This window comes from Micromonospora mirobrigensis (assembly GCF_900091555.1).
Classification (GTDB): Bacteria; Actinomycetota; Actinomycetes; order Mycobacteriales; family Micromonosporaceae; genus Micromonospora; species Micromonospora mirobrigensis.
Genome location: NZ_FMCX01000001.1, coordinates 156672 through 170693 on the forward strand (window position 1 = coordinate 156672; position 14022 = coordinate 170693).

Sequence of the window (14022 nt, forward strand, 5' to 3'; positions counted from 1 at the left end):
CGACCGACGTCGGTCGACCAGGAGCCCCCGGGACGGCGTGACTCAGCGGGCGCCGACCAGCTCCGGGGTCGGGGCCGGCGGTTCGGCCGGCCCGGCCGCCGGCTTCGCCCGCAGGAACCGCGGCGCCCACCAGTTGGCGTCGCCGAGCAGGGTCATCAGCGACGGCAGCACCACCGCCCGGATGATCGTGGCGTCCAGCAGGATCGCCGCGGCCAGGCCGATCCCGAGCTGCTTGAAGTCGATCGTGCTCAGCGTCGCGAAGATCGAGAAGACCCCGACCATCACGATCGCCGCGCTGGTCACCACGCCCGCCGACGAGCTGATGCCGTACGCCACGGCGTCGCGGTTCGACATGCCGGCCCGGATCCCCTCCCGGATCCGGCTGACCACGAAGACGTGGTAGTCCATCGAGAGCCCGAAGAGCACCACGAACAGGAACAGCGGCAGCCAGGAGACGATCGCTCCCATCGAGGTGAACCCGAGCAGCCCCTCGGCCCAATCCCCCTGGAAGATCAGCACCAGCAGGCCGTACGCGGCGCCGGCGGAGAGCAGGTTGAGCACGATCGAGGTGAGCGCCACCACCACCGAGCGGAAGGTCAGCGCCATCACCAGGAAGGTCAGCGCCAGCACGAACGCCATCACGATCGGCAGCTTCTCCCGGATGTGCGCGGCGTAGTCCTCGCTGCCGGCCACCTCGCCGCCGACGGCGTACTCGGCGCCGGGCAGCCCGGACAGCGCGGCGGGCACGAAGGAGTCGCGCAGCTCGTGCATCGACCGGGTGGCCTCGTCGCTGCGGGTGGCGTACGGGGTGGCGACCTCCAGCACCGAGACCGTCCGATCCGCCGACACCCGGATCTTCGGGCCGTCCCCCTCGGCCGGCGCGAAGAGCGGGTCGTCGGCGGTCCGGGCGGCCAGTCCGGTCAGCGCCGCGTGCACCCGGTCGGCCTGGTCGGCGGGCGCTCGCACGGCGACGGTGTGACTGGTGCCGTTGCTGGGGAAGGCGGCGGTGAGCCGGTCGTACGCCTGCATGGCCGGCGTGGTCCGCGGCACGTCCTCCATCCCGGGGAACTTCAGCTTCATGCCCAGCGCGGGCGCGGCCAACGCGAGCAGCAGCCCGACCGAGACGACCAGGGTGGCCAGCGGCGCGCGCAGCGCCGGCCGCAGCACCGCGGGCCAGAACCGCGGCCCGGAGGACCCGGTACGCGGCGCGGTGAGCCGCCACAGCAGCGGCACCCGGGGCCGGTCCACCCAGCGGCCCAGCTTGGCCAGCAGGCCCGGCAGCACGGTGAGCGAACCGGTCACCGCGACCGCCACCACCAGGATCGAGCCGACCGCCAGCGAGGAGAAGATCGCGTCGTTGGCGAGCAGCAGCCCGGCCATCGAGATCATCACGGCGATGCCGGAGACCACCACGGCGTGCCCGGAGGTCTCCGCGGCGATCTCCACGGCGTCCAGTCCGGCGCGGCCCTTCGCCCGTTCCTCGCGCTCCCGGCGGACGTAGAACAGCGAGTAGTCGACCCCGACCGCCATCCCGATCAGCAGGATCACGCTGGAGGTGGTGTCGGTCGCCGGCACCAGGTGCGAGGCGAGGGTGGACAGGCCCATCGCGGCGGCCACCGAGCTCAGCGCCAGCAGCACCGGCACGCCGGCGGCGATCAGCGCGCCGAACGCGACGATCAGGATGGCCAGGGTGACCGGCAGGCTGAGCAGCTCGGCCCGCTTGAAGTCCTTGCCCAGCGTGTCGTCCAGGGCCTTGCCGATCGACGGACCGCCGACCTGCTCGACCCGCAGCGCCGGGTGCGCCGCCTGCACCGAGGCGGTGGCGTCCCGCAGCGGGCCGACCCGGTCGGAAGCGGTCTCCGGGTCGCCCGACATGGTGATCGGCACCAGCAGCGCGGCACCGTCGCGGGACGGGACCGGCGTACCCACCGAGGCCACCCCGTCGACCTGGCGCAGCCGGGCCGTCGCGTCGGCGGCGGCGGCCCGCGCGGCGGCCCGGTCCAGCGTCCCGCCCCGCGCCGTGATCAGGACGTTCTCCACGGCCGGGTCGTGGAAGTCGCCGTCGGCGACGATCAGCTGCGCCCGGCCCGACTGGCCGATCGCCTGGTCGGCGTCGGTCGCCTCGTTCAGCCCCGCGGCGTTCCCGCCGACGAAGCACACCGCCACGAACACCACCCAGAGCGCGATCGCCCGCCAGGGATGCTCCGCGCTCCACCGCGCCAACCGCACCGTCACCGGTCGTCTGCCCATCGCCCCGTCACACCTCCACCACGGTCGGCACCGTGCCGACCATGCCGACGCTAGGGATCCGGGCGGAGTCGGACATCCGGGTGCGTCCCCCGCTCGTCCCGGAGAACCGGCGAGCGCGCCGGCCGGGGCCACGCGGGCCGCCGGGCCGGGCGGATCGGGCCGGAACCGGCGAAGGGTACGGGCGTGTCCCCCGGCCGGGGTACGCAGCACACCGCCGCAACCCCGAGCCGGTTCGGGGTCACCCCCTCAGGGCACCCCGGGGTCGGGGCTGGCAGCGCGGGCAGCTGAACGACGACCGGTTCATGAACGCCTCCCGGCGGATCGGCGCCCCGCACCGCCGGCACGGCTCCCCCTCCCGCCCGTACGCGTTCAGCGACCGGTCGAAGTAGCCGCTCTCCCCGTTGACGTTGACGTAGAGCGCGTCGAAGCTGGTGCCGCCGGAGGTGATCGCCTCACCGAGCACGTCCCGGACGTGCCCGAGCAGTCGGGACGCGGCCGGCGCGGTCAGCGCGTCGGTGGGCCGGGCGCCGTGCAGCTTCGCCCGCCACAGCGCCTCGTCGGCGTAGATGTTGCCCACCCCGGAGATCAGGGTCTGGTCCAGCAGCGCCCGCTTCACCTCGGTACGCCGGCGGCGCAGCCCGGCCACGAAGCCGGCGTCGGAGAACTCCGGGTCCATCGGGTCCCGGGCGATGTGCGCGATCTCGTCGGGCAGCTCCGCGCCACCCTCGCTGACCGACAGCCCGCCGAACGTCCGCTGGTCGACGAAGCGCAGCTCCGGCCCGTCGTCGGCGAACCGGAACCGGACCCGCAGGTGCAGCTCGTCGGCCGCGTCGGCGGGTTGCAGCAGCAGCTGGCCGGACATGCCGAGGTGCCCGACCAGCGCGTCGCCGCTGTCCAGTGGCAGCCAGAGGTACTTCCCCCGGCGCCGGACGTCCTGCACCGTCCGGCCGGAGAGCACGTCGGCGAAGTGCGCGTCACCGGGCAGGTGCCGGCGTACGGCGCGGGGATGGCGTACCTCCACCGAGGAGATCCGGCGGCCGGTGACCCAGCGGTGAAGCCCCTGCCGGACGGTCTCCACCTCGGGCAGCTCAGGCACGGCCGGCGTCGCTCTCGTCGACGGTCGCCCCGGCGCCGGGCACGGACACCGGCACGGGCGGGACGTCCGCCGGCTCGGCCCCGGCGGGGGTGGTCTCTGCCGCCTCGGCGTCCGCCTGCTCGGTGAGCACCCGCCAGGCCGACTCGGCGGCCCGCTGCTCGGCCTCCTTCTTGCTCCGCCCGTCCGCGCCGCCGTACCGGTTGCCGGCGACGACCACCCAGGCGGTGAAGGTCTTCAGGTGGTCCGGGCCGGTGCCCTCGATCCGGTACTCCGGCACGCCCAGCCCGAGCGCCGCGGTCAGCTCCTGGAGGCTGGTCTTCCAGTCCAGGGCCGCGCCCCGCCCGGCCGACTCGGCCATCAGCGGGTCGAAGAGCCGGTGGATCACGATGGCCGCGGTGTCCAGGCCGTACTGGAGGTAGATCGCGCCGAGCAGCGCCTCCAGGGTGTCGGCGAGGATGCTGGCCTTGTCCCGCCCGCCGGTGGCCTCCTCGCCCTTGCCGAGCAGCAGGTACGCGCCGAGCCCGTCGGGGCCGAGGCCGCGCGCCACGTCGGCCAGCGCCCGCATGTTGACCACGCTGGCCCGCAGCTTCGCCAGCTGCCCCTCGGGCAGGTCCGGGTGGTTGGAGAACAGGGCGGTGGTGATCACCACGCCGAGCACCGAGTCGCCGAGGAACTCCAGCCGCTCGTTGGTGGGCAGGCCACCGTTCTCGTACGCGTACGAGCGGTGGGTCAGGGCGCGCTCCAGCAGCTCCGGGTCGAGGGAGACGCCGAAGGCCGTCTCCAGGTGCGCGACGGGGGCGCGGCGGCGCTTGTCGTTGCTCATGGTGCTGTCACCTCGGTGTCGGTGGTGTCTACGGGGAGGTCGGCGTCGGCCGGTGGCGTACCGGCCAGCAGTGCGGCGACCCGCTCGACGGCGCCGCGGCGGTGCAGATGGGCGGCGAGGGCGATGCCGGAGGCCACGTCGTCGGCCCGGGCGGCGCCGTGACAGACGACCACCGTCCCGCCGACGCCGAGCAGGGCGGCGGCCCGGGGGGTGGTGTCGGCGGCCGGCCCGCCACCCGCCATCGCGTACGCGCCTTCGATGGCCTTGAGCAGCACGTTGCCGGTGAAGCCGTCGGTGACCACCACGTCGGCGCGGGCGCCGAGGGTGACGTCGTAGCCCTCGACGAGGCCGACGTAGTGCCCGCCGCAGGGCAGCGCCTGGGCGGCGAGGACGCCGTCGGCGAGCCGCCGGACCCGGTCGCCCTTGCCCGCCTCGGTGCCCACCGAGAGCAGCCCCACCCGGGGCGCCTCGACGGCGTGCGCCACCGTGGCGTAGGCGGCGCCGAGCACCGCGTGCCGGGCCAGGGTGGCGGCCCGGGGCTCCAGGGAACCGCCCACGTCGAGCAGGACCACCCGGCCGGCGGCGGTCGGCAGCGACGCGGCCAGGGCCGGCCGACGGACGCCGGGCCAGCGGCCGAGGCCGAGGGCGGCGGCGGTGACGGTGGCGCCGGTGGAACCGGCGGAGACCAGCCCGTCCGCGGCGCCCTCGTGGACCGCCGCGACGGCGGCCCGGACGGTGCTGTGCGCACGGGCCGCGGTGGGATGGTCGGCCATGCCGACCGCGACCCGCACCGCACGGGAGGTGACCCGGGCGCGTTGCGCCGGGTCGAGGGCGTCGATCAGCTCGCCGGCCACCTCGTGGGGGCCGACGAGCAGCAGGTGCAGGTGCGGGTCGACGCGGATGGCCCGCAGAGCGCCGTCAACCACGACGGCGGGAGCATCGTCCCCGCCGAGGAGGTCGACGGCGATCCGCGCGGTGCCCGGCTCCACCGCAACGCCGGCCGGATCAGGCCGGCCGGCGTCGGAGGGAGCCGGGGCACCGGGGGATCGCCCGGTCGTGCGCGCCACCCGACCCGGGGTCGGGGGCGTCACTCGGCGTCCAGGTCAGACTTCGAGGACCTGGCGGCCGTTGTACGTGCCGCAGACGGAGCAGGCCGCGTGCGGCAGCTTCGGCGACTTGCACTGCGGGCAGGCCACGGTCGCCACCACGGCCGCCTTCCAGTTCGCCCGGCGGGACCGGGTGTTGCTGCGCGACATCTTGCGCTTCGGGACGGCCACGGTTCCTACTCCTCTGTACGGTTCAATTGCGACAGGCCCGCCCAACGCGGGTCGATCTGCTGGTGGCTGTGATCGGCCGGCAGATCGTCCCAGTGCACCCCGCACTCGGGGCACAAACCTGGGCAGTCCTCCCGGCAGAGCGGGTTGGTCGGCAGTGTGAGCACCACCGCATCCCGCAGCGCCGGTTCCAGGTCGATCAGATCGTCCTGCATCCGGCCCACCTCGTCCTCGTCGGTCGTCTCGTCCGTGGTGCTGTTCTCGTACGCGTACAGCTCCTGGACGTTCACGGTCAACGAGTCGTCGATCTCGCGCAGGCAGCGCCCGCACTCGCCCCTGACGGGACCGCTGACGGTCCCGGAGACGAGCACGCCCTCGGACACCGACTCCAACCTCAGGTCGAGGTCGAGGTCCGCGCCCTCCGGCACGCTGATCATCTCCACGCCGAGGTCCGCCGGTGCCGGCACGACCCGCTTGACGGTACGCAACGCACCAGGGCGACGCGGCAGGTCCCTCGTGTCGAGGACCAGCGGCGCCCTGGGGTCGAGTGATGAAGGCGAGTGCTTGGGCATAGTTAGACTCCGGCCGGTAGAGGCCGACGAAAAAGGTTACCTGGAAGGGACGCGAACCGTCGAACCGGGGGCGTCGGTCCTCCCCGGCGGGCGGCTGCCGGCGGTGGCCGGCGACACGCGTACCGCCGGCAAGGGTAGCGCGCCCACCGGGACGCACCGCCGCGACGGGGACCGCCCGGCCGCTCGGGACCGACCGCCCCGGTCACCGCCCGGAGGGGCGCCGGCGGGCGAGGTTCGCACCGACCAGGGCGGCGCACGCCACCAGGAAGGCGACGAGCAGGCCCTGCACCACCCAACCCACCGCGCCGCCGAGGGTGAGGGCGGCCAGCGCGATGAGGAGCGAGGTGAACGCGCAGAGCAGGGCGAGGGTGCGGTTCGACTCGGCGGTCGACGGGCGGTCGGTCATCTTCTCTCCACTCCGTTGGTCTCTGCGCTGCCGCACCGCACCGGCGTCCCGGGTCACGGACGGGGCGCGGACCGGATCAGAACGGCAGCGGGCGTTCCGCCTCGTCCCCACCGAAGGTGCCGATCTCCCGCAGCGCGTGCATCTTGTCCCGGCCACGCTCTATCGAGGCAAGCGCCCGGGTGAGGAACTGCTCGAAGTTCGCCAGCGCGGTGTCGACGTAGTCGTCCACCTCCTCGCGGAGGCGCTGCGCCTCGGCCCGGGCCTCGGCCACGATCCGGGCGCCCTCGTGCTCGGCCGAGACCGTGATCTCGTTCACCGAGACCAGCCGGGCGTGTTCCGCCTCACCCTCGCTGATGATCCGGTCCGCCTCGCGCTTGCCGGCGTCCATGATCTTGTCCCGCTCCTCCAGCAGCGCGGCCGCCCGGCGAAGGTCGGCGGGGAGCTCGGCGCGCAGCTCGTCGAGGGCCGCGATCATCTCGCCCCGGTCGACCATGCAGTTGTTCCGGGACATCGGGACGGAGCGCGCCTGCTCCACCATGGCGATCAGTTCGTCGATGCGATCGAGCGGGTCCACCGGTACCTCACTCCTGTCGTTCGTCGGCCGACCTACATGATGCGGGCTGCGGCCGGGTTCCCGCTTGCGTCAATCATGTCCTGCACGGGCGACGGGAGAGCCACGCGGCCGGCCCGGCGCGCCGTGTCTCGTCGGCAGCGGGCCGGGTCGGGCCGGCTGACGGTGGTCGTGATCAGGCGCGCGGCTGCGGGCCGAGGCGGGACTGGAGCGCCTCCCGGACCACGTCCGGCACGTGCGCCGAGATGTCGCCGCCCCACTTGGCCACGTCCTTGACCAGGCTGGAGGAGAGGAACGAGTAGAGCGGGTTGGTCGGCATGAAGAGGGTCTCCACGCCGGCCAGGCCGATGTTCATCTGGGCCATCTGCAACTCGTAGTCGAAGTCGCTGACGGCGCGCAGCCCCTTGATCAGCACGCTGGCACGCTGGGCCCGGCAGAAGTCGACCAGCAGCCCGCGGAACGACTCCACCCGGACGTTGTCGTACGACGCGGTCACCTCGCGGAGCATCTCGATCCGCTCCTCGACCGTGAACAGGCCGCTCTTCGACTGGTTGACCAGCACGCCCACGATCACCTCGTCGAACAGCCGGCTGGCCCGCCCGATGATGTCGAGGTGTCCGTTGGTGACCGGGTCGAAGGAGCCGGGGCACACCGCACGTCTCATGATCGGCGACCGTACCAAAGGGTGGTCTCGCCGTAGCGGCGGCTGCGCTCGGCAGTGAGCCCCTGCACCCAGTCGACCGGCCCGGTACGACTGGACCGCTCCACCACCACGAGGGCGTCCGGGGCCAGCCACTCCCGCTCGACCAGCGCGGTCAGCACCGCGGTGATCTCGTCGTCGGCGACCGCGTACGGCGGGTCGGCGAAGACCACGTCGTAGGGCTCACCGCCCGGACCTGCCGCCAGCACGGTGGCCACCTTCCCGGTGACCAGCCGGGCGGCCGGCACGGCCCGCAGGGCCGCCACGTTCTCCCGGATCACCCGGGCCGCCCGCGCGTCGGACTCCACCAGCAGGACGTGCTCGGCACCCCGGGAGAGCGCCTCCAGCCCGACCGCGCCGGAGCCGGCGTACAGGTCGGCGAAGCGGGCGCCCACCAGGTCCACCTCGGTCTGCACGGCGCTGAACAAGGCCTCCCGGACCCGGTCGGAGGTGGGCCGGGTGCCGGCGCCCGGCGGCGCGGCGATCCGGCGGCCGCCGTGCGTGCCGGCCACGATCCGGGTCACGCGCCCCTCCCGCCGGCCGGGACCGTCTGGGCCGGTCGGCCGGCCCGGTCGAGGTGCTCACTCACACCCGTGACGCTACGCGACGTACGGCCCGAACCGACAAACACGGTGCGTATGCCCAAGGGGAGGTTCAGGTGACGCAACGCCTATCAATGATCACGAATTCGCATCATCATCCTTAGTGGCCGCTGAGCGCTGTGACGTGAAGAGCGTTCTCGCTAGGGTCTGCCGGGTGTCGGCGGGGAGGTCCGCCGGCACGCGGCGTCGGCGAGGCGCCGCCGCGGGCCGCAACACTCCCCGCAGGCGACCGTCGGCCTCAGCCCACGCCACCCGAAGCCCTTCACCCCAGGAGTACCCGTGATCCGTCCGAAGCTGTCGCCGCGGCGACCGCTCGCCCTCATCGGCGCGACCCTGGTCGGCCTGGCCGCCGCGACCGCCGTCGCCGCCCCCGCCAGCGCGCACCACTCGATCGTCTCCGGCACCGGCTGCAAGCTGGAGTCGGGCGACTACGAGGTCCAGTGGACCGTGCAGAACAGCGAGCGGGACATCGCCGGCAAGATCACCGAGGTGTGGACGCCGTCCGCCACCGAGATCGTCGGCATCGCGGTCGGCACCGACCTGCCCAAGGCCCCCGACGGCGAACTGAAGGGCCAGCAGGTCGTCAAGGCCGGCGAGAAGGCCGAGCTGAAGATCAGCGCCGAGTGGTGGCGCGGCGACCGGCGCATCACCAACACCGTGACGCAGACCGCCGTCCTCTCCGGAGACTGCGCGCCGACCAGCACCCCCACCCCGGAGCCGAGCAGCCCGGAGCCGACTCAGAGCCCGGAGCCGTCGCAGAGCCCCGAGGTCACCCCGAGCCCGAGCACGCCGGAGGAGACCACCAGCCCGGAGCCGAGCACCTCGCCGAGCGAGGAGCCCAGCAGCCCGGCCCCGAGCAGCCCGGCGCCGACCACCCCGGCCCCGACCTCGCCGGCCCCCACCCCGCAGCCGAGCGAGCCGACCGGCCCGCTGGTGCCCGAGGAGCCGAACGCCCCGGTCTTCGAGATCATCTTCGCCTGTGACGCGCTGGCCGTCACCGCCGACAACCCGGCCGACGGGGTGACCGCCACCATCGTCTTCACCACCGACAAGGGCACCACCAAGGAGCTCAAGCTGGTGCCGGGCAAGAAGACCGAGGTCGTCTTCGAGGCGTACGAGGGTCTGACCGTCACCCCGAGCTTCCCCGGCGAGAAGCCCAACCCGGCCGACGCCGTGGCGTGGGAGAAGCCGGCCGACTGCGCCCCCGGCGCGGGCGGCGGCAACGAGGACGGCCCGACCCTGCCGCTGACCGGTGCCGCGACCGGCGCCATCGTGGCCGGCGCCGCGGTGCTGCTCGCCGCCGGTGTGGCGCTCTTCGTGGTGGCCCGCCGCCGCAAGGTCCGCTTCACCGCCTGATCCACCGCACGACGCCCGAGGGCGCGCCGACCGTCTGGTCGGCGCGCCCTCGCCGTCTGCGCCCTCGCCGTCTGCGCCCTCCGCCCGGGGCACCCCTACCCGCCGGGGCGGCCCCACCTGCCCCCCACTCGAGAACGCCGCTGCCTGTGCGCCTGCCAGCGCCGACGAGAGTCGCCAGGGTCCAGCCCGGATCTGCGCCTGCGTCTCCCCGGGGTGCGCGCCTGCGTTCCGCCGGTGTGCGCCTGCGATACGCCGGGTGCGCGCCTGCACCTCGTCCGGGTGTGTCCCAGGCGGAGTGCTGATGCGGCGACGAGCGTGATGACTCTCAGGTATAAATATTCCTCAGAGTCATCACGCTCGAAAAAGTCATGCCCGCCAGCGCGCCCGGTCCGCGGCGACTGCCCGCCCAGCCCACCGGTTGCGCGTCGAGCGGGGGCGAATGTCGGCCGGGCCCGTGCCCGTCGGCCGGGTGGCCGGGCGGCCCGGCGGCCCGGCGGCCCGCTGCAGGGGGCCACGACGGTGGCCGTCGGGTCCGAGCCGGTCAGCCCTTTTCCAGGTATTCCGCGCGTTCCTCGTCGACCAGGGCGGCCACCGAGGCGGCCAGCGCCGGATGACGGGACAGGTCGGGATCCTCCTCGACCAGCACCACCGCCTCGGCCCGGGCGTCCCGGATCAGGTCGGTGTCCCGCAGCAGCGACAGCAGCCGCAGGTGGGACCGGCGACCGGACTGGGTCGCGCCCAGCACGTCACCCTCGCGCCGCTGCTCCAGGTCGAGCTCGGCCAGCTTGAAGCCGTCCGTGGTGGACGCCACCGCGTCCAGGCGCACCCGCGCCGACGAACCCTCGGCCGCCTCGCTGACCAGCAGGCAGAGGCCCGCCGCGCTGCCCCGGCCGACCCGGCCGCGGAGCTGGTGCAGCTGCGACACCCCGAACCGGTCGGCGTCCAGCACGATCATCACGGTGGCGTTGGGCACGTTCACCCCGACCTCGACCACGGTGGTCGCCACCAGCACGTCGATCCCGCCGTCGGCGAAGGAGCGCATCACCGCGTCCTTCTCGTCGGCCGGCAACCGGCCGTGCAGCACCCCGATCCGCAGCCCGTGCAGCGGCCCCTCGGCGAGCAGCGGCGCCACCTCGGTCACCGCCAGCGGCGGACGCCGACCGTTGTCGTCCTCCCGGGGCGGTTCCTCGTCCGAGACCGGACCCTCGCCGATCCGCGGGCAGACCACGTACGCCTGGTGCCCGGCGGCCACCTCCTCGCGCAGTCGGCGCCAGGCCCGGTCCAGGAAGGCCGGCTTCTCGGCGGCCGGGACCACGTGCGAGGCGATCGGCGAGCGCCCCTGCGGCAGCTGGGACAGCACGGAGGTCTCCAGGTCGCCGTAGACGGTCATGGCGACGGTGCGCGGGATCGGGGTCGCGGTCATCACCAGCACGTGCGGCGGCTGGTCGGCCTTGGCGCGCAGCGCGTCGCGCTGCTCCACGCCGAAGCGGTGCTGCTCGTCGACGACCACCAGCCCGAGGTCGGCGAAGTCGACGCCCTCGTAGAGCAGCGCGTGGGTGCCCAGCACGATGCCGGCCCGCCCCTCGGCGACCTCGGCGAGCGCCCGGCGTCGGGCCGCCGCGCCGAGTGAGCCGGTGACCAGCTCCACCCTGGTCGCGTCGTCGGCCGCGCCCAGCTCGCCGGCGCGGGCGAGCGGGCCGAGCAGGTCGAGCACGCCCCGGTAGTGCTGGGCGGCGAGCACCTCGGTCGGGGCGAGCAGCGCCGCCTGCCCGCCGGCGTCGACCACCTGGAGCATGGCCCGCAACGCCACCACCGTCTTGCCGCTACCCACCTCGCCCTGGAGCAGCCGGTGCATCGGGTGCGGCTCGGCCAGGTCGGCGGCGATCTCCACGGCGACGTCCCGCTGGCCGGCGGTCAGCTCGTACGGCAGCCGGGCGTCGAACGCGTCGAGCAGACCACCCGGCTTCGGCGGGCGCGCCTTCGCCGGCCACGAGGCGGCCCGGAGCTTGCGCTGCACCAGGGTCAGCTGGACGGCGAACGCCTCGTCCCACTTGAGCCGGCGGCGGGCCCGGTACAGCTCCTCCTGGCTCGACGGCCGGTGGATCTCGCGCAGCGCCGCCCCGATGCCCACCAGGTTCCGGTTGGCCCGCACGGTCGCCGGCAGCGGATCCTCCGGCGGGGTGAAGGTGTCCAGCACCACCCGTACGCAACGGGCGATCACCCAGGTCGGCACGGCCGCGGCGGCCGGGTAGACCGGGATCAGCGCGCCGGCGAACTCCTCGACCTCCTCGTTGGCCGCCGCCTCGCCGTCGCCGCCCTCGCCGAGCAGGACGTACTCCGGGCCGTTGAGCTGGCGCTTGCCGCGGAACTCGGTGACCTTGCCGGCGAACAGGCCCCACCGGCCCGGCCGCAGCTCCCGTTCCCGCCACGCCTGGTTGCCGAAGAAGGTCAGCGTCAGCACCCCGCCGGAGCCGTCGCCGACGGTGACCTCCAGCAGGTTGCCACGCCGCTGGCGCATCGGCCGGACCGCGGTCCGCTGCACCTGGGCCAGCACGGTCACCTGCTCGCCGACGTCGAGCGAACGGATGTCGGTGTGCTCGCCGCGCTCGTCGTACCGGCGGGGGAAGTGGTAGATCAGGTCGCCGGCGGTGTGCAGGTCGAGGTGGCTCGCCAGGGCCTTGGCGGTCTTCTCCCCCACCAGCTTCTTCAACGGAGTGTCCACCGTGGACGGCTCGGACGTCATTCCACCCCCACCAGCAACGGGTAGTGCGGCTGCCCACCCTCGTACGCCTGCACCTCGACGAACGGCCAGCGCCGCTGCACGTGCTCGCGTACGGCGTCGGCCAGCCCCTGCGGGGCGTCGGCGCCGCAGAGCAGGGTCACCAGCTCGCCACCGCCACCCAGCATCCGGTCGAGCAGGGCGGCGCAGGTGTCGACCAGGTCGGCGCCGATCAGGTGCACCTCCCCCTCGACCAGGGCCAGCACGTCCCCGGGCCGGCACGGGCCGGCCACCGTCAGCGCCTCCTTCGAGGCCTGGCAGACCTCCGCGTACCGGCAGGCGCCGGCGGCCTCGGCCATCGCGATCACGTCGTCCTCGAACCGGCGCTCCGGGTCGCGGACGGCGAGGGCCGCCAGGGCCTGCACCGGCGAACGGGTGGGCACCACGCTCACCTTCACCCCGAGCGCGTGCGCCTCACGGGCGGCGGCGTTCGCCACGGCCTGGGTGTTCGGGTCGTTGGGCAGCACCACCACCCGGGCCGCTCCGGTGGCCCGGACCGCGTCCAGCAGCTCACCGGTGGACGGGTTCGCCGGGACGACGGTCGCGCCCTCCGCGGCGAAGATCTCGGCGATGCCGCTGCCGGGCGCGACCACCACCGCGCCCCGGCCGTCCGGTCGGGCGCCGGGTGCCGGCCGGGCCGCCAGCTGGTCGGCGAAGCGGGTCACCGAGATCCGGTACGGCCGGCCGGCGACCACCCCCGCCTCGATCGCCGCGCCCACGTCGTTGACGTGCACGTGCACGTTCCAGGTGCCGCCGTCGGAGGCGCCGTCGCCGACCACCACCAGCGAGTCGCCCAGCTCGGCCAGCTCGGCCCGCAGCCGGTCCACCGCCGCCGGGCCGGCGTCGAGCAGGAACTGCACCTCGTAGGCGTACGCGTCGGAGCCGGTCTCCCGGACGGCCGTGGCGGGCGGTCGGACCCGGGGCGGCGCGGGCTCCGGCCGCTCCGGGAGCTCACCCGTGATCACCTCGACCAGCGCGTCCAGCAGCACGCACAGACCCCGGCCGCCGGCGTCGACCACCCCGGCGCGGGCCAGCGCCGGCAACTGCTCCGGGGTACGCGCCAGCGCGGTCGCGGCGGCCCCGGCCGCCGCCCGGGCGACCACACACAGGTCGTCGCTGTCGGTCTGCTCGGCGGCCCGCGCGGCGGCCGCCACCACGCTGAGCAGGGTGCCCTCGACCGGCCGGGCGACCGCCGCGTAGGCTGCGGTGGTGGCGCCGCCCAGCGCGGCGGCCAACTGGCGGCCCCGCACCGCCGGGGCGACGGCGAGCGCGTCGGCGAAACCGCGCAGGATCTGCGACAGGATCACCCCGGAGTTGCCCCGGGCGCCGAGCAGCGCGCCCCGGGCCATCAGCCGCAGCGCGTGGCCGTGCGGGGTGCTCCCGCCGTCGGGGAGGGTGTCCAGGTCCATCGCCAGGGCCTGCTGGGCGGAGTTGAGGGTGAGCACCAGGTTGGTGCCGGTGTCCCCGTCGGGCACCGGATAGACGTTCAGGTCGTCGATCTCTCCCTGGTGGCGGCGCAACGCGGCCAGCCCGCTCGCGCACCAGCGGCGCACCGCGGCGGCGTCGAGGGTCTCCAGCACGGCGAGAAGCCTA

The 14022-nt window shown here is 74.5% G+C and carries 13 protein-coding genes; 1 reads left to right on the top strand and 12 read right to left on the bottom strand.

Annotation, left to right across the window (positions count from 1 at the left end):
• Positions 1–42 precede the first annotated feature (42 nt).
• From GA0070564_RS00715 to rsmD, 10 genes are all read right to left on the bottom strand, one after another.
• Positions 43–2250, bottom strand: coding sequence for an MMPL family transporter (locus GA0070564_RS00715; RefSeq protein WP_091601138.1), 2208 nt, complete (start codon positions 2248–2250; stop codon positions 43–45).
• Positions 2251–2488: 238 nt separating this feature from the next.
• On the bottom strand, positions 2489–3346 hold the full coding sequence (mutM, locus tag GA0070564_RS00720; RefSeq protein WP_091601140.1) for a bifunctional DNA-formamidopyrimidine glycosylase/DNA-(apurinic or apyrimidinic site) lyase: 858 nt from the start codon (positions 3344–3346) through the stop codon (positions 2489–2491).
• Positions 3339–4169, bottom strand: coding sequence for a ribonuclease III (gene rnc, locus GA0070564_RS00725; RefSeq protein WP_091601142.1), 831 nt, complete (start codon positions 4167–4169; stop codon positions 3339–3341). Before rnc ends, mutM begins: the two co-directional genes overlap by 8 nt.
• A complete protein-coding gene (locus tag GA0070564_RS00730; RefSeq protein WP_091601144.1) occupies positions 4166–5158 on the bottom strand; it encodes a phosphate acyltransferase PlsX in 993 nt (330 codons plus the stop codon). Before GA0070564_RS00730 ends, rnc begins: the two co-directional genes overlap by 4 nt.
• Before the next feature lie 114 nt (positions 5159–5272).
• Positions 5273–5446 carry a 50S ribosomal protein L32 gene (gene rpmF / locus GA0070564_RS00735; RefSeq protein ID WP_088646032.1) on the bottom strand — a complete coding sequence of 58 codons (174 nt, stop codon included), beginning with the start codon at positions 5444–5446 and terminating at the stop codon, positions 5273–5275.
• A gap of 5 nt (positions 5447–5451) precedes the next feature.
• Positions 5452–6015, bottom strand: coding sequence for a YceD family protein (locus GA0070564_RS00740; protein ID WP_091601146.1), 564 nt, complete (start codon positions 6013–6015; stop codon positions 5452–5454).
• A 202-nt stretch (positions 6016–6217) separates the two neighbouring features.
• Positions 6218–6421, bottom strand: coding sequence for a hypothetical protein (locus tag GA0070564_RS00745; RefSeq protein WP_091601148.1), 204 nt, complete (start codon positions 6419–6421; stop codon positions 6218–6220).
• Between the two features lie 76 nt (positions 6422–6497).
• Positions 6498–6995, bottom strand: coding sequence for a hypothetical protein (locus tag GA0070564_RS00750; RefSeq protein ID WP_091601150.1), 498 nt, complete (start codon positions 6993–6995; stop codon positions 6498–6500).
• A 172-nt stretch (positions 6996–7167) separates the two neighbouring features.
• Entirely contained in the window at positions 7168–7656 is a 489-nt protein-coding gene (gene coaD / locus GA0070564_RS00755; RefSeq protein WP_091601152.1) for a pantetheine-phosphate adenylyltransferase, read from the bottom strand.
• Positions 7653–8216, bottom strand: a complete 564-nt coding sequence (gene rsmD / locus GA0070564_RS00760; protein ID WP_091601154.1) for a 16S rRNA (guanine(966)-N(2))-methyltransferase RsmD — start codon at positions 8214–8216, stop codon at positions 7653–7655. Before rsmD ends, coaD begins: the two co-directional genes overlap by 4 nt.
• Before the next feature lie 357 nt (positions 8217–8573).
• On the opposite strand from rsmD, the gene GA0070564_RS28725 reads away from it, so the two are divergent.
• Positions 8574–9650: an LPXTG cell wall anchor domain-containing protein gene (locus GA0070564_RS28725; protein WP_141714677.1), complete on the top strand. Its 1077-nt coding sequence runs from the start codon at positions 8574–8576 to the stop codon at positions 9648–9650.
• Positions 9651–10191: 541 nt separating this feature from the next.
• On the opposite strand, the gene recG is transcribed toward GA0070564_RS28725, so the two are convergent.
• Together recG and GA0070564_RS00775 are read right to left on the bottom strand one after the other, a co-directional pair.
• The gene (gene recG, locus GA0070564_RS00770) at positions 10192–12393 is read right to left on the bottom strand and encodes an ATP-dependent DNA helicase RecG (RefSeq protein ID WP_091601156.1); all 2202 of its coding nucleotides are present in this window, start codon (positions 12391–12393) and stop codon (positions 10192–10194) included.
• On the bottom strand, positions 12390–14009 hold the full coding sequence (locus GA0070564_RS00775; RefSeq protein WP_091601157.1) for a DAK2 domain-containing protein: 1620 nt from the start codon (positions 14007–14009) through the stop codon (positions 12390–12392). The genes recG and GA0070564_RS00775 overlap by 4 nt, the downstream gene beginning before the upstream one ends.
• Between the last annotated feature and the right edge of the window lie 13 nt (positions 14010–14022).